Raw genomic sequence first — 26,981 nt, 5'->3', positions numbered from 1 at the left:
GAAAATAAGATAAATTATGTGAAGATTATTTAAAGAAGTTTTTAAATCATTAAGCAAAAATAAAGTTGTTGTTATAGGATTAAGTATTCTAGTTTTTATTACGTCAGCTATTTTTACATTGCTTGCCGGAGTCAAAAAATCAATTAATTCTAAATACAACGAATATAAAAATGTTTCAAAACTACATGATTTGAGTGTGGATTTAAATTTACCAACATCTGGAGATGCTTACAATCAAGGTTATTTTTTAAATGGAAAAACATCAAGTGAAGCAAATGGACCAATTACTTTTAATGTTAGTCAAGGAGAGCTCTCACCTGAATTGTATGATTATAAAAATGAGAAAAAAAATATTTTATACTTGAATGGATTTGATAATGAGTTTATAAAACTAAGCGATCTTGGAATCGACAATTCCTTGGTAAGTAATTATTACATTGCTAAAAAAGAGTTACAAAATATTTACTCAATTTACGAAATAGAGGATAAAAATGGAATTGGCAATGATGGAATAACTCATAAAACATTTGAGTTTAACTTAGGTAATGCCGATAATGCTTATTTTGAATTTAAAAATCCAACTACCTCAAATCAATTAATGGTGCCTTTATATGATAAGTCAGGAAAAAGAGTTTTAAAAGATTTACAGTTATCTAAAGGAGATATTTTCACTTTTGATAAAAGTTACAAAGTTGGAGATATAGCTAATGTTAAGCAGTTTTATGTAAACAATAGCAACGTTATTGATTCGATAATTATTTCTCAAGTAAGTCCATTTTTTATTAATCTAAACACAAAAAAAATTACTTTAGATTTTAATGTTGGAAATAATTGAATGGAGACTGGAGAAGGTTATAAATTAACTTCTACCCAAGTTGCAGAACTTTTTGGATTTGAAGAAAAAACTAAATTTGTATATAAACAAAAGGATATAAATGTAAAAAGTACTTATATTGATTATAAAACCGGGGAACCAACATTTTTTAATGAAAATTTACTATTAAAACCAACAATCAGTTTTACTGAATTTGCTAATAATTTACCTGATTCATTCAATAATAAAGAAATACAAAATTTTGTTTTTAAGAAAAACACTAAATATTCTTTACCAAAAGAATGACTTGCAAAATATGTGAAAATAAATAATTTTTTAAGATGAAATTACACAACTTCTTTTGTTGGTGAATACAAAAACAAGTGAAGTGGATCATATAAGGTTTTTATGGAAACTCTAGGTGATTTGAATTCTAATGAACGTTCTGAGTTATGAGATAAATTAGATTCTTTTTCATATTGAAGAAGAAGAATTGAAACCACAATTACCCCTTATTCTACTCATAGTAATGCTGAAAATTATCACCATACAGTTATATTAAAATTAAGTTCTGATTTTGACTATTCAGAAATTAAAAAGATTAAACTAAATAGCGCTGAACTAAACATCATTGATCAATCCATTCGAGAAATCGAACAAAATACAAAGAATAAAAATAATAAAATTAATTATTTTTCTTCAACAAAATATGAAGACGAAGAGATACTAAAACTATTAAACAATGAAGAAATATTAACTGAAAGATATAAAATAATAAAAGATAATGCTTTTGCTATTACAAAAGAAGAAATAATTCACTCAATTAAGGATTGAGTTAATGGAGACGACAACATAGGTCTTAGACAAACACTAACAATAGATTCTGTGGATGATAAAAATAATTCCCAAAGCACATTTCATTTTATTAACACTGGCGACAGTAATTTTATTATTGATGGTATACAAATGAATGTCGGAAAATTGTTTAATGAACAATCTGATAAAAGTAAATTAAATTCATTTTTAAAAGAAGAATCAAATTCTCAAAATGGAGTATTTCATTCTGATCAAATACCATCATACTTTGCTGCAAAAATAATTCAATCAATTACCAGAAATTTATATCCTGATCCTAATTATATTAAACCAGTTTTGAAATTCGCTAATGTAAAGAGACCGATTGGAAATAAGAAATATCAAGTATTTAATTCATCTAAAATTATTTTTATAAATAAATTAAAGCAGTCAGGCGATTCAAATGTTCCTAATTATAAAGAATTGAATCTAGGTTTAATTTTTGTAAATAACAAATATTATTTTGTTAGCCAAATTAAAAATAAATTCGGAAAAATGATTAATGAATGACAAGTAGTTTCTATTAATGGAAGTTACGAAGGTATGGAACAAAGTTTCTTAGAGTCATATATGAGAGCTAACAAATTAACTATAGCCACCGAATATCTAAAACAAAGTGGAACTGGTTGAGTTAAAATAGATCCTGTTTATAAAAATATATCATATATACCGATATTGTTTTCTTCTCCTAAGAGTGATTTAGTTAATAATGCTTTGGAAAATGGGAATGTAGATTTCTTGGGCGATGCTATTCAAAATTATTTATTAAAAAATAACTTAATTAAAAAAGGATACGTATCTAGTTCAGATGTTTATTATTTAAATGACGCTATTAAAAAAGTATTAAGAGATAATAATTTTGCTGATGTTTTTGTAAATGGCAAAATGGACAATGGTTTAATTCCAAAAATTATATTTGAAATATTATATGAATTAAGTCATTCGAATAATGGCGATGTATTTAAAGACATTATTATTAGAGCCTTGAGACAAGCAAAAATTAATATTCTATCTAAAGGTTCGATAGATGACCAAACAAACTATTTAATAGGTGAATTAAATAATTTATTTATATTAATATCTAATGCATTTAATGTTGATTTCAGTAAATATATAAGTCCTGAATCAATAGTTAAATGTTCTAATGAACCATCTAAAGTTATTGATGGATTTATTGAAATAATAAAATCCGTTGATATAGCTAAAATAACAAGCCAAGCTAAACAATGATTTATAGATAAATCTAAGAAACCATATATCCTACCTAACGGTACTAGAGTTAAAAATCCTAGCAAAGAAACTTACACAGTTCAATTAAGTTCATCAACAATTATTGATTGAATATTAAACTCAATTAATGGTAAGACATTTAAACTCGGATTAAAGCAATTGATATTAAATATTAATTTTGAAAAAGCGCTTGATTTAAATGATTCAAATAGTCTTTTATTTGAATTTCTTTCTTTAGTGGATGCTTCATTAATAGAACCTTTGAAAACTATTGTTAAAAAGATGAATGCCGCCCCATTAAACCCATATTCAAATGTTAGAGAGGGACTATTTAATATTATTGATGACATTGATTTTTCGGTTATAGTTTCTCATATTCATTCATCTAAAAAGATTAAAAACTATATGTATAAAGTTGCAAACTTTAATAACAATACTAATCAAACGGAGGAAATTCAACATAAAATTAGTGTTGAAACAATATCCTTAAAACAAGGCGTTATAACCACTATCAAAGGTTTATTGAACACACCTGGTTCAAACAAAGCATTAAAGTCAAATCTAATAAAAATATTTAATTTGTCAGACAAAACCTCAAATGTAATTGAAGGAATTTACTTTCCTGATGATGACCCAAACAAATTAGGATTTTTTGATTTTATAGGTTTCTTCACAACTCTCCTAAAAAACTCAGATAATAAAATCTTTAAAAATTATTCTTTTGAACTTTTAATTTTAGATTCTAAAAAAGAGATAGAAATGCTTCCGGCCGGAGAAATAATTATTTCTTCATTGAGTAAAAAAGTACAAGAAAACTTGATAAAGTTAGGTGTTTTTGACTCAAAAATTAATAAGGACAAACTATTATCAAAACTAAGTTCGTTAATTAACTTAATTGAGCAAACCAAAGGCGGAATTGATTTAATTTTAGCTAACAAAAAAGAAACCGGGACAGCGCTTATTGCTAAATTATTAAATTTAGAAGAGGGTCAAACAACTTGACTTGTCTTCAAAAAGTTGATTGCCGAATCTGCAAAAGTTATCATTGAGAATGAATATGCTCTTGGTGCTCAAGCTTTTGATATTTATAAACCATATTTTGAAATGTTAGCAAATCAAAATGCCTCTCCAGATGAAGCTATAAAATTTATTAATGATTTTCTAGCCTTATCTATTAATCCAAATATATTGCGATATTCACAAGAGTTATCTTCAAATGAAAATTTACCATTTCACTCATCTACAAAATTTGGAATAAATAGATTTTTAGCTGAACCTTCTACTGTTGATTTGTTTAATAGAAATTCAAGTAACACATTTTTCATAAATAACGAAATAAATGATTTGGTTAAGAATAATCCCAAATTTGAAAAATGAATATTAAATAACAAGAATCTTTTGATAAATCAACTTGGTTTAATTGCATCTAGTAAGTCTTATAATGTCACGTCAGAATATCCGAATGGTGCTTACCACTATGTTATTTCAACCTTTGTTTCAAAATATCTTTCAAAACAAGAAGTAAAAGATAATAGAGATATTATTGTTAACTTAAATAATAAAATGATAGTTAACTTGCCTACAAATTTATTTGGTATTAATAATGCTTTAATTAATCCAGTGTTGCGTTCATTTTTCCCTGAAATAACAATTAGTTATTTAGCAAATCAAAAAAATACACCCGGTAAGATTAATGGTAATTTAGCATACTTATTAATGAATAAAATAATTAATTTAGAAGAATTAGTTGTTGAGGGAAGTGAAAAGAATAATGAGTTAAACAAGATATTAGGCTCTTTTCCTTCATCAACTGAATTTGATGATAAACCATTAGATTTAAAAAATATTCAAAATTTAGTAATAGATGCATCTTATTTTGAAGAATTATTAAAACAAGATAACCCTTCATTTCTAGAGATAGACTTTGCTAAAATGGTTCCAGATCTTTTAAAAGAAATTATTGAAGCCAAAGAAATGAAAGAAATTGTATTTACAAATGCTTCAAGCTATTTAGCAAAAGTCAATTTTGCTTACTTAAATAAAAATGACAAAGAAATATATGCTGGAGAAATACCAAGTAATCCTTCAGAAATATTAGATTTTGTAAATAAACTCGATGACAAATTTACAATAAACATAAATGGTTCGAAATTTATTATTGTTGGACAAGAAACAACTGTTGACTATATGTATCCTGTGATTGATGAAAACCACATACAAGTAAACACTCAAAACCAAGCGCTTGTTTATGTAAATGAATCTGGCTTTGCTCGTATGCGCCAAAACTATCAAGGTAATGTTGTTAAGTCTGCATTGTTAATTAAAAATAATAGCAAATATACAAATAGTGAACTTAAAGAAAAAATTGCCAGAAAAATTGATATTTCAATAACAGATAGTAATAAATTACAAAGAGTATTTTTAGCAACGGAAGTAGATCCAATAAATCCTGAAAGAGCTATTAGAGTTAAAACGGTTCAAGACATCATTAATACAATTAGTTTAGTTTCGACAATTCTTATAAGTGTTTTAATCTTCTTAGTATCAGTGTCAATCATTTTCATTATTCAAAGATACATAAGTAATAAACGTAAAGTATTAGGTATTTTGGTTGCTCAAGGTTATAGTCCATTCAAGATAGCTTTGTCATTTACAGCTTTTGCTTTAGTAACATCCGTTATTGGTGGAATATTGGGTTATGCCATTGGTAATAGGTTGCAATTTGTTACCTTAGATGTTTTTTCAAGTTACTGAACATTGCCGAAGGAAACAATACCTTTTCAAGTCTTGCCTTTAATATTTACTGTTTTCTTACCATTCATAGGAATGAGTTTATTAATAATACTGGTTTCACTAATAATTTTAAGAATTAAGCCTCTTCACCTAATGAGCGGTGTTGATGAAGTACCAAGTGGTTATGCATTTAAAAAATATTATAGTGTTATCAAAAAAAGAAATATTAAAACTAAGTTTGGACTAGTTCTTGCTTGAACAAGTTTTTGAAAATTGATTTCATTTGGAGTAAGTGTATTATTAGTAAGTGTTGCAACTCTATTTGGTATTTCTTCAAATAATATTTTTTCAAGAACGATAACTAAGACATATGAAAATAGAGCATATAAATTTAAAATAGATTTAAAAACACCTACTGCTGAGGGAGGATTATATAAAACATATTCCCCTGAAGATGTTAATAACAATCTTTATGTTCCTATTGGAAACGCAAAAGAAGGTGAAAGACAAACGTGAGATTACTTTAGACCAGGTGAGTCAAGCGTTATAAACGATGGTGGCGCTAATGGAAACCCACAAAATTGGGACAGTCACATTCTAAGTCAATTTTCAACCGATATTTCAGTTGACACTGGTGTAAGCATAAACCCATGAGAAATAGCTTATAACTCTATGCCAGATACTCAAAAAGTAAAAATTGATAGATTAAGAGATAGATTAGCTTATCAATTAGAAAAAACACAAAGTAATGATAATTTAAAATGAATTGTTGATCCTGTTTCTAAAAATTTAAGTTTATTTGATTTATCAAAAAATAAGAACGTATCATTCTTTAAATACTATAAGGCACCATATTCTAAATCTGGCTCATTCAAATATGCTTTTTGGAATGGAACGGAATATGAAATGCATAATATCACGACTGCAAATAGATTAACGTATAGGGAATTTTTAGTGAATGGATATGCAAAAGTAGCTTCTAAAGTCAAAGAAGAACAACATAATCCAAAATTAATTAAAGATAATGCTAATAATTCAAGTACCAACGAAAATAAAAATAATTATTGATTAAAAGACCACGGTGAATTATATGGACCTTCTAGAAATGATTATTTTATAAGTTTTGGTGGAATTTTATTTGATGAAAATCATGATCAAAAATATACTTATATAAATGCTTTATATAACAAGACTGATATCAAAATATATGGATACCAATTTAGCAATGTGAATAATCCGAATATTTATGAAAAAAATAGATATATTAACTTCGAAGACGATTCTGGAACCGACCTATCTAAGCTTCTATTCAACTATAAAGTAATAAATAACATATACCCTGTAATTATTAATGATGTTGTTGCTAAAAAATATAGTTTATCTAAAGGTTCTATATTTAGTGCAGATGTTACAAACCATGTTAATAGATTTAAAAATCAATTGTTAAGGCATAAAAACAAATATGAATATAAATTTGAAGTTGTAGGTATTAACTCAACTTATATTAATGAAGAGTTTGTAACTAAGCAAGAATATGCAAATCTAATGACAGGTTTAGATAAGCTACAACCATCGTCAGGAATTCTACCTTTTAATGGAGTTATAACCAAAAATTCATCACCAATTCAACTTACTGATTCAGCTTCACTTTATGCTATAAATGGCTATTGAACCGGTCTTGAAGGAATTGATTTAGAAAGTTTGGATAAACCTGCTCAAAAAGCCATATTCGAAAATATATTTGGTAAATTAGAAGGTAATCATTTAGACAAAAACTTTGGAGTGTTGCCAAAACAAGTTGGATTAACTCAAGATCAAATAATGAGGATTTTAGATAAAGAGTCCGTTGTGTTTGATGCAAATAAATACAAATCTTGTTTGGATAATCCTGCTACATATATCTCAGAATATATGAAGGTGTACAATAATAAATTATTTGTAATAGCGGCAGATTATGTTGATTCTAAGGATATTGAATCTGGATTTACTCAACAAATAGGTCACACTGTAGAAATAATTACTGTTTCAGTTATTGTTATAACATTCTTAATTTCAATTGTTATTCTTATAATGATTTCATCTATGATGATTAATGAAAATCAACGTAATATTGCAATTTGATCAATTCTTGGTTACAACCAAAAAGAAAAAATTAGGATGTTCTTTGGTGTATTTATTCCATTTATATTGTTGTTTGTTCTTATGGCTATTCCATTGTCTATGTTGTTAATTTTTGGATTTAATTCCTTCTTATTAGTTACATCTTCAATATCGTTACCATTAGTGCTTAAACCATTGTATGTATTTCTAACATTACTATTTATATTATTAATATTCTCAGCAACATCAATATTAACTTGAATAACCATTAACAAAATGAAACCTGTAGATTTATTGAAAGGATAATATGACTAAAAAAACAAAAAAATCTAAAACTTCTCAAATAAGCCAAGATGAACAAACTCTTGAAAAAGAGTTATCAGATAATATTGAAATAGTTTCATTTTCTCGCGAAGAAAAAGTTTCTAAAAAAAATATTGTAGATTTATTAAAAGAAAAAACTTCTAAGAGAAATATAGCTCTTGTTCCAAAACCTATTAAATTTATTAAATCCATAAATAAGAAAAAATTTCCTAAAGATGAAAACAAACTTTTAAAAAACACTGAAGGAAATATAATTGAAGTTCAAAATGTAAGTAAATATTATGTTTCAAATAATATAGCAACTAGAGTACTTAACGACGTTAGTTTAAGTATTAAAAATGGTGAACTTATACTTATTTATGGTATTTCGGGCGGCGGAAAATCAACATTATTAAATTTAATTAGTGGACTAGATAGACCAACAAAAGGTAATGTTATAGTTTGTGACAATAATCTACCATATTTAACTAATTCTCAACTCACTAAATTTAGAAGAAATCATGTTAGTTTTATTTTTCAAAGTTATAACTTACTATCCAATTTAAGTTCATATGATAATGTGATGACTGGAGCATATTTACAAAAAGATCCCGAGAGAAAAGTAGATATTCCAGATTTATTCAAAAAGTTTAATATGCAAGATGAAATAAATAAATTTCCTGCTCAACTTTCAGGTGGTCAGCAACAACGTGTATCAATAATGAGAGCTTTAGTTAAGAATACAGAGTTAGTCTTTGCTGACGAACCGACCGGAGCTTTAGATGAAGACACAACAAAAATGGTTTTAAATGTTTTATGAGATCTTAATAAAAATAATAAAACAACAGTTGTTATGGTTAGTCATAATCCCGGAATGGCTAAAATGGCCGATAGGGTTATTACTATGAGAAACGGTAAAGTAGCAAAAGTTGATATTAACACTAATCCCATTCACCCAGATAAACTTGAATTATAAAAATAGAGCATTAAACGTGGACAAAAAATATTAACATTTTTAATTGATGAACGCCATGGCAAATTGCTGTGGTGTTTTTCAACCTAAATTTGATTGTATTCTATCATTGTTATATCAAAAAATATATTCTCTAATTTTTTCATTTAACTCGCCAAATGTAATTTTTGTGTAATCTAAATCATTCAATAGTTCTGTTTTAATCACTCCGAACCAATATTCAATTTCTCTATTATCTAATGAATTCCCAACTCTAGACATTGAAACTACCCCACCAAATTTTGTAATTCTATCAATGTATTCTTGATTTGTGTATTGAAAACCATGATCTGAATGAATAATAAAATTATTGAAATTTTCGTTTTGAATATCCTTGATGTTATCTAAAACAAAATCTAAATTGTTGCTTTTACTTAACCTAAAACCCACAATTTTTTTAGTTTTGTGGTGAATTACAGCAGATAAATAAACGTAATTTTCATGCACGTCTTTTGGGGCATTTATATATGAAACATCAGTGGCATAAATATGTCTATTTTCCTTGTTGTTGTAATCTCTTTGAACTGTATTTGATATTTCACATTTTGTGTCTTTAATTTCTTTTCTTTTTCTTTTTTGTCTTAATTTGCATTTGAGATTTAATTTATTTAAATATCTACCTAAAGTGCGTTCATTTATGTATATATATTATATTTATAATATATATACATACTTAACTTCTTTCTGCCAAATCTTTCTTTATTTTCCTTAAACGCTTCAATTATTATTTTTGAATAAGGAGTCTCTTTTTCTTTATATTGTTTAGATTTTGCATTAGAAATCGTTTGTCTACAAAGGCCAAAAAACAAAGCTAATTTAATATATTGAATTCTTAGATTTTTAGCTTCTTCCTTCTTCTCTTTCTTAGGCTTTTCATTAGTTATTTCATAGTATCTTTTTGCTATTTCAATTAGATCATCTCTATCAAAAATATCTCAATCCAAATTTAGTTCTTTTCTAGGTCTTCCTGAGCCGGGTTTTCTATCTTTGCCTTTTTTAGTTAATAATTTTTCTTTCATTCCTAAATTATAATAATTAATTATTTTTTGAACCCTTCTTACAAGATGTTTTCTCTTAACAAGTTGTGTTTTTGGAGAAATATTTCAAAATGCTTTTATAGCCCCTATCTTTCCATATTTTTGGTAAGCTTCAAATATTAAATCAAACTCTTCCATTTTTAAATGTCTCGACATATTCAGTAATCCTTTCAGTTTCTGTTTTTAATTTTTTTAATGGGGTACCTCTTATAACTAGTGGTTGTGTACAAAAAAATTAACACTTTGAAATGTTAATTTTTATTGTCCACCTTTAATTTGCTCTTTTTTTATAGTAATTTTTGTCCTGATTCCAAAACAATGTTTATCTTGTCAATATGTTTAGTAAAATTTATTTGAATAACTGGAGTAAGATGTCAAATACTATTAATAAAAATAACAATGCAGGCCTAACTGAAAAAGAAAAGTCAATTATTAAAAATTTATTATTAATTACACCAATGATTTTATTTATTTTAATATGTTTAGAAGGTTTAACATTATTAATTTCAAACGATATAGCCAGAATTATTATCTCTATTTTATGCATCGTATTAATTTTTGTGCCATTATCCTTTGTATTAAGTATTATTTTAAAAGTTAAACCTTGGATGCATGAAGTTAAAAAATTTAGAAATTACTTAATAATTGGTGAAACATTTATATTGCTGTCAATATTATTACTTATTATTCTATATGCTTCATCACTATTTTGATTACTATCAATGTTTCATTCAGTTGGCAGTAAAGATAGTGAAAGTTATGAGCAATCAATATTTAATTTAAGCATGCTTAGAAATATTATTTTTGGAGTTAGTTTGTCTTTTTATTTGCTAGGTACTATTCTAGTGACTATTGGTTCTATCAGAATGTATAAATTTGCTTTGAAGAAATAAAAATTAATAATTTAAAAAGATAATCTTTTATTTGTAATTTATAATTTTTTTTTGAATCAAAATATTATTAGAAATTGATTCAAAGGAGTTTATTTATATGAATAAAAAAATATATATGATAAAAGTACCAAGTCTATTTCTTTATCCTCTGCTATTCTACTTTTAGTTAATTTATTTTTGGGTTTTATATCATTGATTTTTGGTAGTCCCCAAAAACCAACATTATTTAATTTTATTGTTTTTATAGTTGCTATTATTTTGGCAATAGTTTCAACTGTTACTTCAAAACCTTGGATGCCCACCATTAAAAAATCAAGATCTTTGTCAATATCGGGGTTATGAACAATGTTATCTGCGTTAATTTTAATAATATTTTTAGTTGTGGCAATTATCGCTAAGAGCACTATTTTGTCAACGTCATCTTCAATAAACGAACAAAATGCATCGTTAATTATTCGTGATTCTATTTTATTAATCTGTAGTTTTAATAGTTAGTTTTATTGGTCAAATTCTTTTAATAGTTGGCCAATTTTAAACAGCATCAAAAACATCGAAAAATCCTTATGAAAATTCTGAAATTTCAAAGGAAGATTTTCAAAAAGAACAAGCCGAAGAACAAGTCATTTCTACGGATAATAAAAATGATGTAGATGAAACTGAATAGTGTTATTCATTTATCATTAATTTGGTTAATTAAAATTTAAAAAAGTTTAATGCCGGAGCAACAATTTTAAAAGTTATTGTGTCTGTCTTGAACTTTTATTTTTTTATATTAATTTTATTTATTTATGAAATTTAGAATAAAAAATTTTTATAAAATAAGGATGAAAATGAAGTCAACACAAAAAGCCTTTACTTTAACAAGATAGCTATAACGATGTTTGTTTTACTTATTATTTCTTGAATATGAACCTTTTTTTTATTGCAGATCTTATTACTTTTAAAAATTTACCTTTTATTTACGAAGTCATATCATTTTTGCCAATAGGTCTTACCAATATTATTGTTGCTTTTTTATCTATCATTCTATTAATAAAATCAAAGCCATAAGAAAGAATTTTATTGCTGCAACATTAATATGTAGCTCAACTTTACTTATATTTTTGATATATTTTTGTCTATTTTTCTTTGTTGAAAAATCTATGGAAATAAGTAACTCTAAAAATTGAATTATTTTTATGAAAGTATCAAGTTTTGCTTCATTATCTTCATCATGGGTTTTTGTTTATCATTGACTGAAATAGCGGGTAAATTTAAGGTCGAAAAAATGTCTATGATACTAAAGTAACCTTTAAACCTATTAATCCCAATGATGTTCATGAATATGATTACTAAGATTTTTTAATTAAGCAATTATCGCTAATCTTTTTGTATTTCGATAATTTAGGTTTTATATAAAAAAATCAACAAATTTTGTTGACGCGTATTAATATTCATTGGTAGAATAATATTGATATGCATATTTAATTGTGTATCATTGATAATATAAATCCACATCGCCATTCAAGCAAACGCTTTATTCAGATAAAACCATAGCTAGTAATGCCGAGTCAAGATTATTAAAAATATGTTATGCAAATAAATGCAGACACTTCAATGACCAAAAACAATATTCATATCAATAAATACATATGCTTTTTCAAAGCTATATTTCACTATCAACAATATGGAGTCTATATATAATGGCTAATAAAATACTTATTGATCTTCACGTTCATTCTGAAGATTCAAAATACACAGGGAGCAATATATCTCAGGAATCAGATAAAGAAAAACTATTGATATTACAAAAACATTATGTAAAGGCCGCGTGTTTTTCAGATCATGATAATTTTTACATAAACAGTTATAAAAAAAGGTTAAAAATAATTCAAGATAATAGGATAGATTTAGTTCTTTTTCCGGGAATAGAAGTTAATTTGATACGTTTTGATAAGACAATAGGACAAGCGGTTTTTGTATTTGATCCAGAATCTGATCTTGAACAACTAGTTGAAGTTACATCTAAACACTTCCGTTTTAATAACAATAAATATACTTATAAAGAAGCTGTTGAAGTTTTTAATCAGTTTAACTTTATGGTTTTTCCACATGCCGGTAAAGGTAAAGATAATATGGCCTGAGAAGACATTCACATGTCCCAAGTTGATGCATTAGATGTAACGGATTTCAATAGTTCTAATAAAAAAAAGATATTAAAACAAAATCCCAATATACCAGTCGTATCTTTTAGTGATACCCATACATGAAGAAAATATCCGCAATTTTCTAAATACGGAACATACGTTGAAGCTGAACCTAATTTTAATAGCATAAGAGACGGCATAGAACAAAATAAAATCGAAAGGATTAAATTATGTTAAAAAAAATAATTTTTAGAAATGCATTCGAAACAAAAGAAGTTCCACTTGAAAAAGTGAATATTATTTTAGGACCTAAAGGTTCGGGGAAAAGCACTCTTTTAAGAATTATTGCTCAAGCAATAGATAATAAATTAATCTATAAAAACAATGAACAATGGTTAGATAAATCAGCAAACCTAGAGCTTGAAGGTGCTATAGTGGATGAATTAAAAAAAAGAGTTACAGATTATGATTTCATCTATGATAAAGAAACGAAGAACCAAACAATAGAAAACGGGATTAGTCTTATTCAAGAAGATTTACCGGGTTACATAACTCAAGATGATAAAAGAAAGATTTCTTTAGATTCAACTGAACAAGTTGAGGTAACTAAAAACCAATTTGCAATCATGTTTGCAAAGACATTAGCAGCACAAGATAAAATTAAAGATTTAGTTCATTTTGATAATCTTAAAAAAGCGATGAAAAATTATTCAGAAATTGCTGACGGAGATATATCTTTTAACTTAGTTTTTAAAATAGACGAAAACATAAAAAAAGATAAACTTACAGAAAACCTTCATAATTTAGATTATAGGAATGATAGTCTAACTGAAGAACTTGATGCTAAACTAAAGGATTTAGAAAAATCTATTTCGGATTTAAGTCTTATTATTCAATCTAATGAATTAACACTTGCTCAACTTAAGTCATTAAACCATTTTAAAGATAATGAATTAGAACTCGTTTCAAATGATTCAATTGTTAATTTAAATAATTTGTTAGAAAAGTTGAAAAAAACGAATTCTGAATTGATTGATGAATATAAATTCATTTCTAATGATTTAAAAAAGAAAAATAGAGCCTTGTCTTGCTTTGCTATTGAATTTGAAAAAATTAAAAAAGACATAATTAGTAAAGACTCTTACGAAAACAAATTTAAGAGAGAACTTTACAAGATTGAAAGTTATTTTGAAAATATGGCTTCTGCACTTATTGAAGTTAAAAAAGCGCACAATAAATTAATGGAAGAAGATATTAAACTTGATTGATCCATTCAGTCTAAAGAAAGTGACCAAGTAAATTTAAAATATAAAATTAGTGAATTTGTTTTAGATGAAGACGAAAAAAATGAAATTATTAAATATTTTGTTTCTTCAAATAATAAAACTAAAACTATGAAAGATTTTTTTATAGGAGCTCAATCAAAGCAAAATTATGCACCTTTTACTAGAGAAAGATCAGTTGAAATAATTAAGTCAATTATTAAAGATCACATTGATGTCTATGCTGGAGATAAAAAGTATCGAGATATGTCTATGGGTGAAAAAACTTTATTTGGAATTACAAACACAATTAAATCTCTGCCAAATCGAAGAAATGGAAATTATTTGCTACTAGACCAAATAGAGGATAATTTAGACAATAGAACAGTTTATGAGAAGATAGTGCCTTTATTAAAAGCTCAAAAAAGTCTTCCTAACACTCAATTATTTATTGTTACACATAATTCAAACATTGGAACTTTACTAGAAGGCACTTCAATTACAACAAATATTTTTAATGAAAAGCTAGATAATAAGTTTGTTATAAATGAGATTATTAAAAATAATGGACTAAATGATATAGCTGAATCATTCTATCTAGAGGGTGGAACTGATGCTTTAAATAAAAGGCAACAAATAATTAATCAAAAATTAAAAAAAGCAAATAAAGGAGAATAGTTATGATTACAATAGATTTTGAAACAACACCAAATACAAGCTATATCACAATTAAAAATTCAATATCTAAGAAGGCAGATATAAAAGTCGATTTAAACGATACTACTGACTGAAATAAACAAAACATTAATAAATTTTTAATTGAATTAGTTAATAGTGGCGAAAATAAATTAAACTTAGAAGTCACTGATGCTGCGAAAAACAAACAAAAAGAGCTAGCAGCACTAGATTTCATTGTTCAACTTTTCGATAGTTTTGTTAAAAAATACAATAATTAATAAGCTCATGTTTGGTAAAGCCCACTATAAAATTGTGGGCTTTTTGTAATTTGTTATTTTTATAAATAAGTTATTATTTATAATTAAATATTATGAAAGAAAACAAAAAAAATAAAACTAACACTGTTGAAATACAAAGAGTTAAAATTAAGCAATCTCTATTTCGCTTTAGCTCAATGCACAGAGTTAAAAATTTTAAATATCAAGTACTTTTTACAGTTCTAATAGGAATTTTTATGGGACTTACGCAATTCTTGTTTGTTCAAATTACCGGTCTATATGAAATGGGAATTGCTGCCCTATGTCAATCTGTTGCTAGGCTAACATATTATTTTATTTCACCTTATGGATTTTGAAGTAAGTTTATTTATAACTTAATTTTTTGAGGTTTAAATGTTTTAGTAAACATTCCATTATTTATTTTGTCATATAAAAAAATTAATCAAAGATTTGCAATATTAACAGTAGTTTTTATGATTGCTGGTTCTGTGGCGGGTTTTATCATAAGTAATATTCCATCAAGCGATACTTGATTGTTATTTGGCAAAATAGGACACCAAGATAATCCAGAATTCGGTGTATTTGCAGTATTTATTTATGCATTTATTTGAGGACTTATCCAAGCGGTTTGTACCGCGCTTTTATTAATGATTAACAGCAGTTCTGGTGGTTTTGATATGTTAAGCGTATACTTATCGCAAAAAAAATATAAAGATGTTGGAATTATTTTAATGTTTCTTCATTTAGGTTCATTTATTATTGCATTTTTCCTTGGTACATATTTACCCGGAGGATTGCATGAAAGTATTAATATTTCAAGCAAAATAAATAATGAATGATATTTAAGTGTTAAAGGTTGAAGTGTGCAAAAATATTTTTCACCTTCATTTATTGCAGGTTTATTTATGGTTTTATTTAATGGATGGTTATTATCAACATTGTTCCCTAAATTTAAGATGGTAAGAGTTGAAGTTATGTCTTCACAAACAGAAGCAATAGTTAATAAAATTAACTCTTTAAAATCTCATAAATTTACTTCAAGCATTAATACAGTTCTTGGTGGATATTCAAAACAAGAACAAAAGTCAATAATTGTTATTTGTTTATTTATGGATGCTCCGAAATTATTCGAAATAATAAGAGAGGTTGACCCTAATGCTTTTATTACTGCATCAGCGTTAAAAAAAGTTGAAGGATACTTATTTGTTTCTAAATAATTATTTAAATTGATAAATAAAAATTGGCAAAGTGCCAATTTTCTTTTATTTTTTATCTAATATTTCATGTAAATGATTTCATAGAAATTAAGAATAAAGTTACTATTCATAGATATGGTAGAGCAAAATTTAGTGAATTTTCTATACTATTTCCGATTTGTACTAGAGATTTATTTCCGATGCTCCCTGCTGTTAGTTGAATGTATGAGTTCTTGAATTCCGGCATTTTAATTAATACACTTTCTAATGGCTTTAATTCAGAATTAACTTTTTCTAATTCGCTAACTTTAACAATAGCTGGTTGAACTGTTGATAAACCATCAACAGCATAGTAAGTTTTATTAATGTCAAAAATATTATACTTTGAATACTGTAAAGATAAATACCCAACTACTTTTTCTGGAGTTTTTATGCCCTTATCAATATTGCTTATGTAGTATTTGATTTCATTAAGATTGTAAATTGCACTAGATCCATCAATCTCAAGATTATTTAATGTGTACTCATTGCTTAATTTTCCTAATCCATTAAAGGACATTGTGTTTTGCACTATTGCACTTTTAAATGGTGTTAGATAAGAAAGATATCACATGCTTTGAACATTGGCAATTTGAGCAAGAGGTAATACTTGACCTGTCAAGAACATTGTGAATATTAATAATGAGCTTCCAAAAGCTTGAATCATTAAAATAGATTTTGAAATACTAACTAAAAATAGTCCTACGGCAGTACTTACTAATGTTAAAACTATAAAACTATATATATAACCGGCTCATTCTATTTTGGCAAAAATTTCTTTTAAAGAATTTATTTTAATATCTACGTTTCCAACAGAATACATTATTCGACCAGTATTTCAATATTTTCCAAAAATCATCATCGAAAAAATCGTTGTTCAAAGCCCTGAAGCAATCATTATTAAAAAATAAAAACTAGCTGTGTAACTTAAAAAAGTCATAGGTTTAATACTTGTCGTTCCAATTCTTTTAAGAAGTGTTGATTTCTTGAATTCAAAGATGGCTGTTGGCAATGCAACACAAGCCACAGCTAAAGGACCTATTGAAATTGAGCCAGCTAAGACCATTTCATAGTTAAAAATAGTTCCTAAAACAGCCACAAATACAATAGGATAAAGAAATGCAAAGAAAGGTCCAACAAAAGCTTTTCAAAAGTGTTTGTTAATCAGTTGGACAATTCCATTGAAAGAATCAAATTCTGAATGAGATATTTTTTTATTCATTTTAAGCCTCCATTAACTTATATAAAATGTTCAAGACATTTTGAAACATTGCCATATTTTTTTCTAGTTTCTTCAATTGTGTTGTCGTAAATTAGCACACCTTTGTCAATTATTACAATTCTATCTGCAAGAGTTTCAATTTCATTTATATCATGAGATACAAGCAATAAAGTGCTATTTGTCTTTTTGATGAATTCCTTTAAGAAATTTACTAATCTTGATTTTATTTTTATATCTAGTCCTGTACTTAGTTCATCTAATATTAATAGTTCGGGTTTATTTACGATTGCCAGCAAAGCATTCAATCTTTGGTGTTGACCGCCGCTCAATGAAGATGCTTTGTTGTTAATGAATTCATCAATTCCAAATATTTTTGTGAGCAACTCCATTTCTCTGTCGTTTGTTAAATTGCCATAAATTTTATTCACTGACTTAATAACATCTTTTACTGTAAGACCTTGTGGATAAGATGAATCTTGAAATTGGATACCTATTTTAGAGCTTCCATTAGTTGCTGTTGAACTATCACTAAAGTTATATGTAATTTTGCCACTAGTAGGTTTTAAAATACCCACAATCATTTCAACTGTGGTTGTCTTTCCTGCGCCATTTCCACCTAAGAGTGCAACATTTTGCCCTTGGTAAATATTAAAACTTAGGTTATTAACAACAGATATTTTTTGCTTTTTGATCTTATATTCTTTAACTAAATTGTTGAGCTCGATAAGCTTTTTTAAACCTGAATATTTAACCTTTTTAATTTCATTATTTTGTTTTATTTTTTTATTGTGTAAATTTAGATTCTCAACAAATTTTTCAATCGTATCACTAACGTCTTTTACATTTTCTCTCATAATAATTCTCCTAATAATTTAATTATATTATTTTTAAATATTGAGTGATGATTATTCATAATAGTTATTAGTTAAAATGACTTATTTCGTTATAAAACAGTTAATTAAAAACATTAAATTAAAGCTAAATTTAATCTAATGTTATATTTGATGCTTCTCTTATGTAATTAATAAAAAATGTATATGCTTGATTTAAATTGTTAATATCGCCTTTAAAACCTTGGAGTTTAAAAAGCTGGGCAAAAAAGTTATGTGCCATATATTCATTTATTTCTTCATTTGGTAATTGAATTTTTAAATCATTGAAAATTTTTTCATTATAGTATTTATTAAATATATTTAAATAACTATTTGCGAGAAATCTTAACGGCAAGCTTTTAGTATCAATAGAACCTATCATTGCTAATTTTGTTGCCGCTTCTTGATCCTCAAGCTTTGGCAATAAAATTCCTGGAGTATCCATGAAATAATAGTTATCAACATTAACTCATTGTTTGCCTCTAGTAACACCTGGATAATTCGCAACTTTTAATGATTTTTTTTGTGATAATAAATTGATCAATGTACTTTTTCCGGCATTTGGGACACCCAACACAAAGATTTTAATCTTAGATGACATAAATCCCTTATCTTTGTCCTGTTGTTCTTTTTTTGCACTAAGTTTTTTTATATTTTTTAGTATTAATTTTCTTGTGCTATTTTGTTTTAGGTTCGCTCAAACCAATATTTCATTTTTAAATCTAGACTGTATTAAATTTTTTTTAGTTTGATCCATCATATCAGATTTTGTAATTACAAATAAACGAGGTTTATTTGGTTCAATACTATCAAAATCTTCGTTATAAGAGCTAATTGGACACCTAGCATCTAAAACAATAATAAAAATATCGCATAAAGAGGAATTTTCTTTTATTTCTCTCATACCTTTTGCCATATGTCCGGGATATCAATTTATTAATGTCTTACTGTAATTCATTATTAATTATGACTGCCTTTCATTTCGGCAATAAAATTATTTTTACTAAGCTCCATTTTCTTCTCTTGTATTTCTAGTTTTAGTTTTTCAATCGTTTCGCTAAGAATTTCATTTTTTGATTCTAATTCTATAATTTCTTTGTAAACTTCTTCTAATAAAGCGTCTACTTCAATAATTGAGTAGCCATTGAATTCCAGATTAATTTTTTTATCTAATATTTTTTCTTTTATTTTTTTTGTCATATTTATTCTTCTCCGTTTTTTAGTGTGTAAAGACATATTCCAGCTGCTACAGCTACATTAAGACTTTCAAATTCTATCGGTATATAAACTTTTATATCAGATAAATTTTGAACTTCTTTCGACAAGCCTTGTCCTTCATTTCCTAACAAAAGAACAATTTTATTGTGGTTTTGGTTGACTTTTTTTAATTCAATGCTGTCTTTATCTAATGTTGTTGCAATTATTTTGTAACCTTTGCTTTTTAAAAAAATTACTTCTTCAATTGAATTATTATATTTTCTAATATCCATTTCAAATAAAGAGCCTTGAGTTGCTCTTAGTATTTTAGGATTATATACATTGATATTAGTATAGATAGTATTAAAACCAAATGACCTGGATGTTCTTATTATTGTTCCAACATTGCCGGGATCTTGAACATTATCTAGAAAAACAATCTTATCTGATAAATTAGCACTTTTGATTTTCTTTTTGCATAAACCAATTACACCTTCAGGTGTTTTGGTTGTTGTGATTACATTCAAAACTTTATCCGTGATTTTTATTGAATCAGGATAATTGTTTTGGCTTTCAACTTCATATATTTCCTTAATTAAGTTGTTTTTAGTAGCCTCTTCAACTAAGTGATGTCCTTCAACAAGAAAATAATTTTCATCACCTTTTTTCAATATTTTTTTCAATATTTTTACTTTAGGGTTATTTACACTTGATAAAATTTCTCTTTTATTCATGTAAAAGAAAATCCTTTCCTTTTTGAGTTTCAAATTTATTTAAATTTTCTCAATTAAGTTGTCTCATAACTTCAAATCCAACAATTGATACGGTATTAGCTAAATTGATTGAACGCATTTCACTAACCATAGGTATTCTTAAGCAATTTTCAATTTTGCTTTTCAAAATTGGTTTATCAATTCCGGTAGATTCTTTTCCAAACATTAACCATATTTCGTTTGATTTCTTGTATTCACTTTTAAAGTCAACATCAGTATACGTTTTCAAACCATACCTAGTTAAATAAAAGATATTTTTATCTTTATATTTTTCATTAAATTCTTTATAAGAATTATGAACTTCATGTTGAATATCTGAAAGTAATCTTCCAGCCGCGGGGCGAGATAAGTATTTTGGGTCAAGGTCAAATGATATTGGTTTAATAATGTGCAATTTTGCTCCTAAAGCAAAACAAGTTCTAATTATATTTCCTGTGTTAGGCGGTATTTCGGGTTCAAAAAGAATAATATTAAGCATAGTTTCTCCTAAATTGTTATTTTTTATTATTATCAAAATCATAATATATAATTACAAATAATAATAAATTATAGTATACATATATAAACAAGCATTAAGAAAGGCGTGTTATGAAAACAATTATAGATATATTAGTTGAGTACATTCAAGAAAATTGTAGTCAATATGAGTATGTTAAATTTGACGATATTTTCGAAAGTGTAGAAAGTCAATTAAAAACTAAATGAGAAAAAGAAGCTAATGATAGAGATTTAAGCTATGAAGAAATTAGAGTAAACAAAATAGGAGAAACATATCGTTTATTAACTGTCGATTCTCGTTTTAAAGGCGACGGAAATAACAATTGAACAGCAAGAGAAGGATTTATTCAATAATGAAATTGGTAAACGCAAAAGATATGGTTACAAAAGCATTTGAAAATCAATATGCTGTGCCACATATCAATATTAATAACCTTGAATGGACTAAAGCGGCACTAATAACTGCACAAAAATTAAATTCACCATTAATTCTTGGAACTAGTGAAGGTGCAATAAAATACATGACTGGTTTTAAAACGGTTTATGGTATGGTCAGTGGTATGATGGAAGATTTAAATATTACAGTGCCTGTTGCATTACATTTAGATCACGGATCATTTGAAGCATGTTTAAAAGCGATTGAAGTGGGTTATACATCCGTTATGTTTGATGGTTCTCATTTTCCGTTCTTAGAAAATATCAAATTAACAAAGGAAGTTGTTAAAGCAGCTAAAAAAAAGAATGTAAGTGTCGAAGCCGAAATTGGAACTATAGGTTCTTCAACAAGTGACAATGATGTAACTCCAGGTGAGCTGGCAGATCGTTTGGAAGCTATTGAAATGGCGAAGTTAGGAATTGATTTTTTAGCGGCTGGAATAGGGAACATTCATGGTCCTTATCCTAAGTCATGAAAATCCCTAGATTTTGATAAATTAAAAGAAATAAAGGAAGCAACCAATATTGGTCTTGTTTTACACGGCGGCAGCGGTATTCCTAAAGAACAAATATCAAAAGCTATTAGTTTAGGTATTTCAAAAATCAATATTAATACTGAATTGCAACAAGCAAATCACAAAGCGATTAGACAATATATTGAAAGCGGAGAAGATTTAAAAGGCAAAAACTTTGATCCAAGAAAGTTCTTAAAACCTGGATTTGACGCTATGTGTGATATTGTTGAACAAAAAATATTGGAATGCGGTTCACAAAATAAGGCTTAGTCCTTATTTTTTTTCTTTTTTTTGATTTTTGACTAATAAAAAGCAAACAAGTATTATGAAAAAAATGAGTTTTTATTTTAAATCTTTATTACTCTTAAGCACTGGTTTTCCGATCATTTGCTCTTCGTGCAACGATAATACAATGCATGCTTTTAAAAGTCAATTTTCAATTGAGTGACCTTTTAGGATAATTGATGGTGATACTCTTGATTGTATATTTTCTGGCAAGAAACAAAGAATAAGAATTTTTGGTATTGACACTCCAGAAACCTATAAAAATAATAATTACAAATCTTTAGCTTCTTTAGAAAATTATTATGCTCAAAAAGCAAAAACTTTTTTGACTAATATTACAAGAAAAAAAGAGTTAAATCTTCAATATATAACCACTGATAAATACAATAGATTAGTTTGCATAGTAAAAATAGGTAAATTAGATTTAGCAAAAGAACTTGTAAAGCGTGGTCTCGCTAGAGTAAAGTATATTTCAATTTGGACAGATAAAAATAAATATTGAGTTAATGATTCTCAATTAGTTAAATATTACAAAGAAATAAATAAAATTGAAATTGATGCACAATCACATTTAAGAGGTTTTTGAAAGGAACCGATTCAAGATGTTTTTCACAAAAAGTAAAAAAACACTAGAATATAGTGTTTTTAAGTATTAAATACTTGTTGATAAAAAAACAATTGTTCCTATAAAAATTATAATTGTTGTTAAAGGGATTGCGATCTTATAAAATGCTGATTGTGTTTTTACATTCAAGGAAATGGTCTCATTTTGAATAAGTTGCATGTTTTTTCTTTTTGATTTATATAAATCTTCTCTTTTTTCACCAATAAATACAAGTAATAAGTATAGGCCAGAAATTAATGTTGGAATAATTCTTGTACCTAGTGTTTTAATTGAAGAAAGTATTGCGGCACGCTCTTGTGGTGTGCTTAAATCATCTACACTTTCTAAGACACCGCCCAATAATATCGATTTATAAATTTCTGTACTAAATAAGTCTGATGTTCCCATACCTCCAGGAAGTATAGAGATTGCGTTTGCACTTCGTACTAGTATGCCTGAGAGCACAATATTAAAGTATCATCCGCCCCTTAAATTTGGTTGAATAACTTCGGACGCATAAGCAAATATAGCTATTGGACTTAACATTCAAAGAGCAACTTTATAGAATAATAATTCTATTAAGTAGTACCACTTATGAATTATTTGTTTTGAGTTAGTTTTTATTTGATAGAACTCATATTGATATTTCGCTTTTTTTGCATCAACATCATATAAATGTACAAATGGCATTCATTCTAAGAATCAAATAATTATGTTTATGAATCATTTTTGAATTTTTGTATTCATCGCAATTACCAAGAATAAAATAACAAGGCCAGAATCTAAAACTAAACCTATTATTGTTGTGACTATAAAAGTAACAACTATTCCATTATTGATTTGGCCAACAAAAAAGTTATCCCAATAAAAAGCAATACCGATTGGTACAAAAACACAAATTAACAAGACATTAGTCAGCTGCCATAAGAATGTGTTCATTATAACGGCTGATAATAAAGGAGCTCTTTTAATTCCTTTTCTTCTCAAATATCAATAGGTAGCAATATCTCCACCGATGGACTTAGGAGTAATATTTTGTACAAACACACCGATAAAACTACCCATTAATAATTGTGAGTATTTTACCTTTTGGCCTTGAATTTGTAAAAGTCTTTTAAAGATTAAAGCGCTTACTGCAGACTCTAAAAAAACAGATATAAATAGAAAAGCAAAAGCAAATTGTGTTCCAGTACTATGATATATTGCAATTCCAATATGCCTAAATGTAGTGGAGATGTTAGCTTTACCAATATGACCCTTACTATCTATGTTATATATTGAATATAGCAAGAAGATAAGAGTTGCTATAAGAATTCCTATAAATGACAGATATTTCAAAACATTTCAAAAATTTATTTTTTTAGTTCTTATGTCTTCTTTAAGTTCAAAAACACTTTCAAAAATTTCTTTTTCTCTAACAACATTTGCTATTTTTTCTTCTTCAGTTTTACTATAATCAATAGTTTCGCATGATACATTAATAGTTTCATCTACTACTGAGTAATTAATTATTAAACTTTCACCCTTTTCAAAGAAAATTTTAATAAGTATTTGGCTAGAAAATAGAGAGTTTATTTTGTATTCTTTACGGTTGACAACTTTATGACCATTAAAAGAATCTAATTTAAGAACATGAGAAAAGAAATTATTTATTTTATCACTGCCTAAATCAAATGATTTGGTTGTTCAAAAATGTTTATTGTATTTGCTATTAATTTCTATTAATTTATCATATAGAGTTTTACCTTGACTTAAATAAAAATTAATCATCCTCATAACTTCAAGCATAAATATTGTTGAATCATAACCTTTAAATAAATTTCTAGAGGTAGCAAATTTGCTATCGCTTGTATATCCCAAAAGAAGATTTTTATCTGTTTTTTTATCAATAGTTCAAAGATGTTCAGTTTCAATAAATTCTTCAACAGAGATATTGTGTGATAGAGCTATTTTTTTAGTTAATGAACCTAAGTCAACAGATTTTCCAATATAGTATTTGTTTAGATCTTGTTTTTGAAAGCATTCATCATCTTCCAGTAAAAAGTTAAGATACAATGCAGCAAGTTCATCGACTTTAAAATATTTATATGTTTTATTATGTTTAATATTTAAGTTTAATCCCTCACCTTCTTCATCAATTAAAAAATTAGCAATAGGTTTTTTAATTAAAGAGTTTAAATGAGTTGATTTAAAAAGATTTTGATTTGTAACATCATGTCAACTTTTTTTCTTATTTTCATGTAGAGTAGCATTTATGTTAAGTTGTTTAAATAATAAATCATAAAATTTAACTGTTGACTTTCTTGAAATTGATACAGCAAATTGATTAGCATTTTTTATTGATTGTCTATTTGTAACTAGCGTCTTTTTGTATTTTTCATAAAGAACACTAGTATATTTTTTATAGCTATGGTCATATTTAAAACTAATACATTCTTCAGGAATATCTATTGTTAGATAATTCATAAAATTAAGTTTTGTACCAATTTTAATCATTTCGGTAATGTCAAATGGAGATCCGTCCCCTCAATCAAAACTTATTTGCATTACATTTTTTTGATTTTTATAATGATTTATTGAAATACAAACAGTTGAATTATTTTCTTGAACTGCAAGTTTTTTAAGAACTTTGGGAGTTTCTGCTGAGTTGCCAAAAACAATATTTTCAAATCCTTTTTCACTGAACACACGAGCCAAAATGTTTGAATATAAGATTCCGTGGAAAGATTCATCATTAGATATAAAAATAGATTTCTTGCCTCTATCTAAAAAAGATTCATTAAATACTTCACAGAATGAATATCCTAGAGCAGTTATTGTATATTCATTTAACAAGTTAGTACCAACTCCAAGTGATGCAATTATTTTATTTCCTATAAATTTTAGTTGCTCACTAAAAAAGTTATTAATTTCTTTTACTTGCTTTGTACTATCTAAATTAAACATCTTATTCATAAATGTTCTATCAGATACTGGCTTCTTTTTTCACTTTGTAAATATCGGATTAATACTCATTTTTCTCCTAATAATTAATATTAATAGAAATAATACTTTATTAAATATTAAATTATACATTAAAAATATACAATATATTTTGTTCACTCATTTATAGAGACTATTTCAAATTTTAATTGTAATTTTTTAGTGTTAAAATTTTGAATGAAATTTAAATCATTCTTTTTATATGTAACTTTATTTAGGAGAGGCTATGAAAGAAAAATTCGATAAAGAAAAACATAAAATAAAAATGCAAGAAGTTAAAAATTTGCTAATTGAAGTAATGGAAAATATTGACAAAATGAATGGTAAAGGTGCTGTTGCGTATGGCAGCTTATTAGGCATATATAGAGATGGTAAATTAATAGAGCATGACTATGATGGAGATATTATTGTTGACTATGATACATATAAAAAACTTAAAGAAAAATATCCGGATAGAGTTATAGATACCGAAAATAGTTTAAATCCTTATTTAATTCCTAAATGAGTTAATAAAGATTGGGATATAAATAATAGATATGAACCATCAATAGACCTTTTTGTAATAACTCATACAACATTAGAAAGATTTAAAAAGTGATGTTGAGATTATAAGGTCAAAAGATGTTGTGATGTTAATTTCTTCAGAAGAAAGAAATACTTTAAATACAATTGACTATATAAGATAGCTAGATTTTGACACATTATTTTATTTAGAAAGAAAAAAGTTTACACAGTAGATGATGCTGTGTCTTATTTAGAAAATGGAATTAAAAACCCAACCGTAACCATGATTTTGCATAATCATAACTACAATAAGAAAATATTTAAAGAAGACTCAATGCTTTCACATGATGCTCTTGACCATTTAGATTACATTGATTTTGAAGGACATAAATTATTAACTTTTAAAAATATTGAAGAATATCTAGTTCATTGATATGGCAAAGGGTGAAAAACACCTGTAAAATTTAAAAACTCAAATTATTTTGGGTTATTTGAACAATATAGACTTGCAAAATAGTTTTAATATATTATTTTGTTA

At 26.5% G+C, this 26,981-nt stretch carries 21 protein-coding genes; 11 read left to right on the top strand and 10 right to left on the bottom strand.

Annotated features, from left to right (window positions below; all coding sequences use genetic code 4):
• Positions 1–16: 16 nt before the first annotated feature.
• A complete protein-coding gene (locus JXZ90_RS02395; protein WP_205848184.1) occupies positions 17–8,038 on the top strand; it encodes an ABC transporter permease in 8,022 nt (2,673 codons plus the stop codon).
• 1 nt (position 8,039) lies between these two features.
• Complete coding sequence (locus JXZ90_RS02390; protein ID WP_205848183.1) at positions 8,040–9,011, top strand: ABC transporter ATP-binding protein; 972 nt, start codon at positions 8,040–8,042, stop codon at positions 9,009–9,011.
• 39 nt (positions 9,012–9,050) lie between these two features.
• Here the strand turns inward: JXZ90_RS02390 and JXZ90_RS03385 are convergent, their stop codons facing one another.
• Together JXZ90_RS03385 and JXZ90_RS03380 are read right to left on the bottom strand one after the other, a co-directional pair.
• Positions 9,051–9,536: a transposase gene (locus JXZ90_RS03385; protein ID WP_371808126.1), complete on the bottom strand. Its 486-nt coding sequence runs from the start codon at positions 9,534–9,536 to the stop codon at positions 9,051–9,053.
• Between the two features lie 146 nt (positions 9,537–9,682).
• Positions 9,683–10,240: a transposase gene (locus JXZ90_RS03380; protein ID WP_241003397.1), complete on the bottom strand. Its 558-nt coding sequence runs from the start codon at positions 10,238–10,240 to the stop codon at positions 9,683–9,685.
• A 215-nt stretch (positions 10,241–10,455) separates the two neighbouring features.
• On the opposite strand from JXZ90_RS03380, the gene JXZ90_RS02380 reads away from it, so the two are divergent.
• The gene (locus JXZ90_RS02380) at positions 10,456–10,977 is read left to right on the top strand and encodes a hypothetical protein (protein ID WP_205848182.1); all 522 of its coding nucleotides are present in this window, start codon (positions 10,456–10,458) and stop codon (positions 10,975–10,977) included.
• Between the two features lie 89 nt (positions 10,978–11,066).
• Here the strand turns inward: JXZ90_RS02380 and JXZ90_RS02375 are convergent, their stop codons facing one another.
• Positions 11,067–11,381, bottom strand: coding sequence for a hypothetical protein (locus JXZ90_RS02375; protein WP_205848181.1), 315 nt, complete (start codon positions 11,379–11,381; stop codon positions 11,067–11,069).
• 1,278 nt (positions 11,382–12,659) lie between these two features.
• On the opposite strand from JXZ90_RS02375, the gene JXZ90_RS02370 reads away from it, so the two are divergent.
• The 4 genes from JXZ90_RS02370 to JXZ90_RS02355 all read left to right on the top strand — a co-directional run bounded on the left by JXZ90_RS02370 (position 12,660) and on the right by JXZ90_RS02355 (position 16,538).
• Complete coding sequence (locus JXZ90_RS02370; protein ID WP_205848180.1) at positions 12,660–13,340, top strand: hypothetical protein; 681 nt, start codon at positions 12,660–12,662, stop codon at positions 13,338–13,340.
• Positions 13,334–15,043, top strand: coding sequence for a hypothetical protein (locus JXZ90_RS02365; RefSeq protein ID WP_205848179.1), 1,710 nt, complete (start codon positions 13,334–13,336; stop codon positions 15,041–15,043). Before JXZ90_RS02370 ends, JXZ90_RS02365 begins: the two co-directional genes overlap by 7 nt.
• Positions 15,044–15,045: 2 nt before the next feature.
• Positions 15,046–15,321, top strand: coding sequence for a hypothetical protein (locus tag JXZ90_RS02360; protein WP_205848178.1), 276 nt, complete (start codon positions 15,046–15,048; stop codon positions 15,319–15,321).
• A 92-nt stretch (positions 15,322–15,413) separates the two neighbouring features.
• Positions 15,414–16,538, top strand: a complete 1,125-nt coding sequence (locus tag JXZ90_RS02355; RefSeq protein WP_205848177.1) for a DUF2179 domain-containing protein — start codon at positions 15,414–15,416, stop codon at positions 16,536–16,538.
• Between the two features lie 52 nt (positions 16,539–16,590).
• On the opposite strand, the gene JXZ90_RS02350 is transcribed toward JXZ90_RS02355, so the two are convergent.
• From JXZ90_RS02350 to JXZ90_RS02325, 6 genes are all read right to left on the bottom strand, one after another.
• Positions 16,591–17,778, bottom strand: coding sequence for a hypothetical protein (locus tag JXZ90_RS02350; RefSeq protein WP_205848176.1), 1,188 nt, complete (start codon positions 17,776–17,778; stop codon positions 16,591–16,593).
• Positions 17,779–17,795: 17 nt separating this feature from the next.
• A complete protein-coding gene (locus JXZ90_RS02345; RefSeq protein ID WP_205848175.1) occupies positions 17,796–18,632 on the bottom strand; it encodes an ABC transporter ATP-binding protein in 837 nt (278 codons plus the stop codon).
• A 130-nt stretch (positions 18,633–18,762) separates the two neighbouring features.
• Complete coding sequence (gene ylqF, locus JXZ90_RS02340) at positions 18,763–19,608, bottom strand: ribosome biogenesis GTPase YlqF (protein ID WP_205848174.1); 846 nt, start codon at positions 19,606–19,608, stop codon at positions 18,763–18,765.
• Between the two features lie 2 nt (positions 19,609–19,610).
• Entirely contained in the window at positions 19,611–19,850 is a 240-nt protein-coding gene (locus JXZ90_RS02335) for an MAG0865 family DivIVA-related protein (RefSeq protein WP_205848173.1), read from the bottom strand.
• Between the two features lie 2 nt (positions 19,851–19,852).
• On the bottom strand, positions 19,853–20,581 hold the full coding sequence (locus JXZ90_RS02330; RefSeq protein WP_205848172.1) for an RNA methyltransferase: 729 nt from the start codon (positions 20,579–20,581) through the stop codon (positions 19,853–19,855).
• The gene (locus JXZ90_RS02325) at positions 20,574–21,098 is read right to left on the bottom strand and encodes a tRNA (cytidine(34)-2'-O)-methyltransferase (RefSeq protein ID WP_205848171.1); all 525 of its coding nucleotides are present in this window, start codon (positions 21,096–21,098) and stop codon (positions 20,574–20,576) included. The genes JXZ90_RS02330 and JXZ90_RS02325 overlap by 8 nt, the downstream gene beginning before the upstream one ends.
• Before the next feature lie 110 nt (positions 21,099–21,208).
• Between JXZ90_RS02325 and rpoE the strand changes: the two genes are divergently transcribed.
• From rpoE to JXZ90_RS02310, 3 genes are all read left to right on the top strand, one after another.
• The gene (gene rpoE / locus JXZ90_RS02320; protein WP_205848170.1) at positions 21,209–21,472 is read left to right on the top strand and encodes a DNA-directed RNA polymerase subunit delta; all 264 of its coding nucleotides are present in this window, start codon (positions 21,209–21,211) and stop codon (positions 21,470–21,472) included.
• Positions 21,472–22,338: a class II fructose-1,6-bisphosphate aldolase gene (gene fba / locus JXZ90_RS02315; protein ID WP_205848169.1), complete on the top strand. Its 867-nt coding sequence runs from the start codon at positions 21,472–21,474 to the stop codon at positions 22,336–22,338. Before rpoE ends, fba begins: the two co-directional genes overlap by 1 nt.
• 142 nt (positions 22,339–22,480) lie before the next feature.
• A complete protein-coding gene (locus JXZ90_RS02310; RefSeq protein WP_205848168.1) occupies positions 22,481–22,975 on the top strand; it encodes a thermonuclease family protein in 495 nt (164 codons plus the stop codon).
• A 30-nt stretch (positions 22,976–23,005) separates the two neighbouring features.
• On the opposite strand, the gene JXZ90_RS02305 is transcribed toward JXZ90_RS02310, so the two are convergent.
• Complete coding sequence (locus JXZ90_RS02305) at positions 23,006–25,972, bottom strand: lysylphosphatidylglycerol synthase domain-containing protein (protein WP_205848167.1); 2,967 nt, start codon at positions 25,970–25,972, stop codon at positions 23,006–23,008.
• 193 nt (positions 25,973–26,165) lie between these two features.
• On the opposite strand from JXZ90_RS02305, the gene JXZ90_RS02300 reads away from it, so the two are divergent.
• Entirely contained in the window at positions 26,166–26,960 is a 795-nt protein-coding gene (locus JXZ90_RS02300; RefSeq protein ID WP_205848166.1) for a LicD family protein, read from the top strand.
• The last annotated feature ends 21 nt before the right edge of the window (positions 26,961–26,981 follow it).

The organism is Mycoplasma sp. Mirounga ES2805-ORL (assembly GCF_017084445.1).
GTDB lineage: Bacteria > Bacillota_I > Bacilli_A > Mycoplasmatales > Metamycoplasmataceae > Mycoplasmopsis.
Note: the sequence above shows the minus strand (reverse complement) of the source record. Positions and strands in the feature narration are given on the sequence as shown.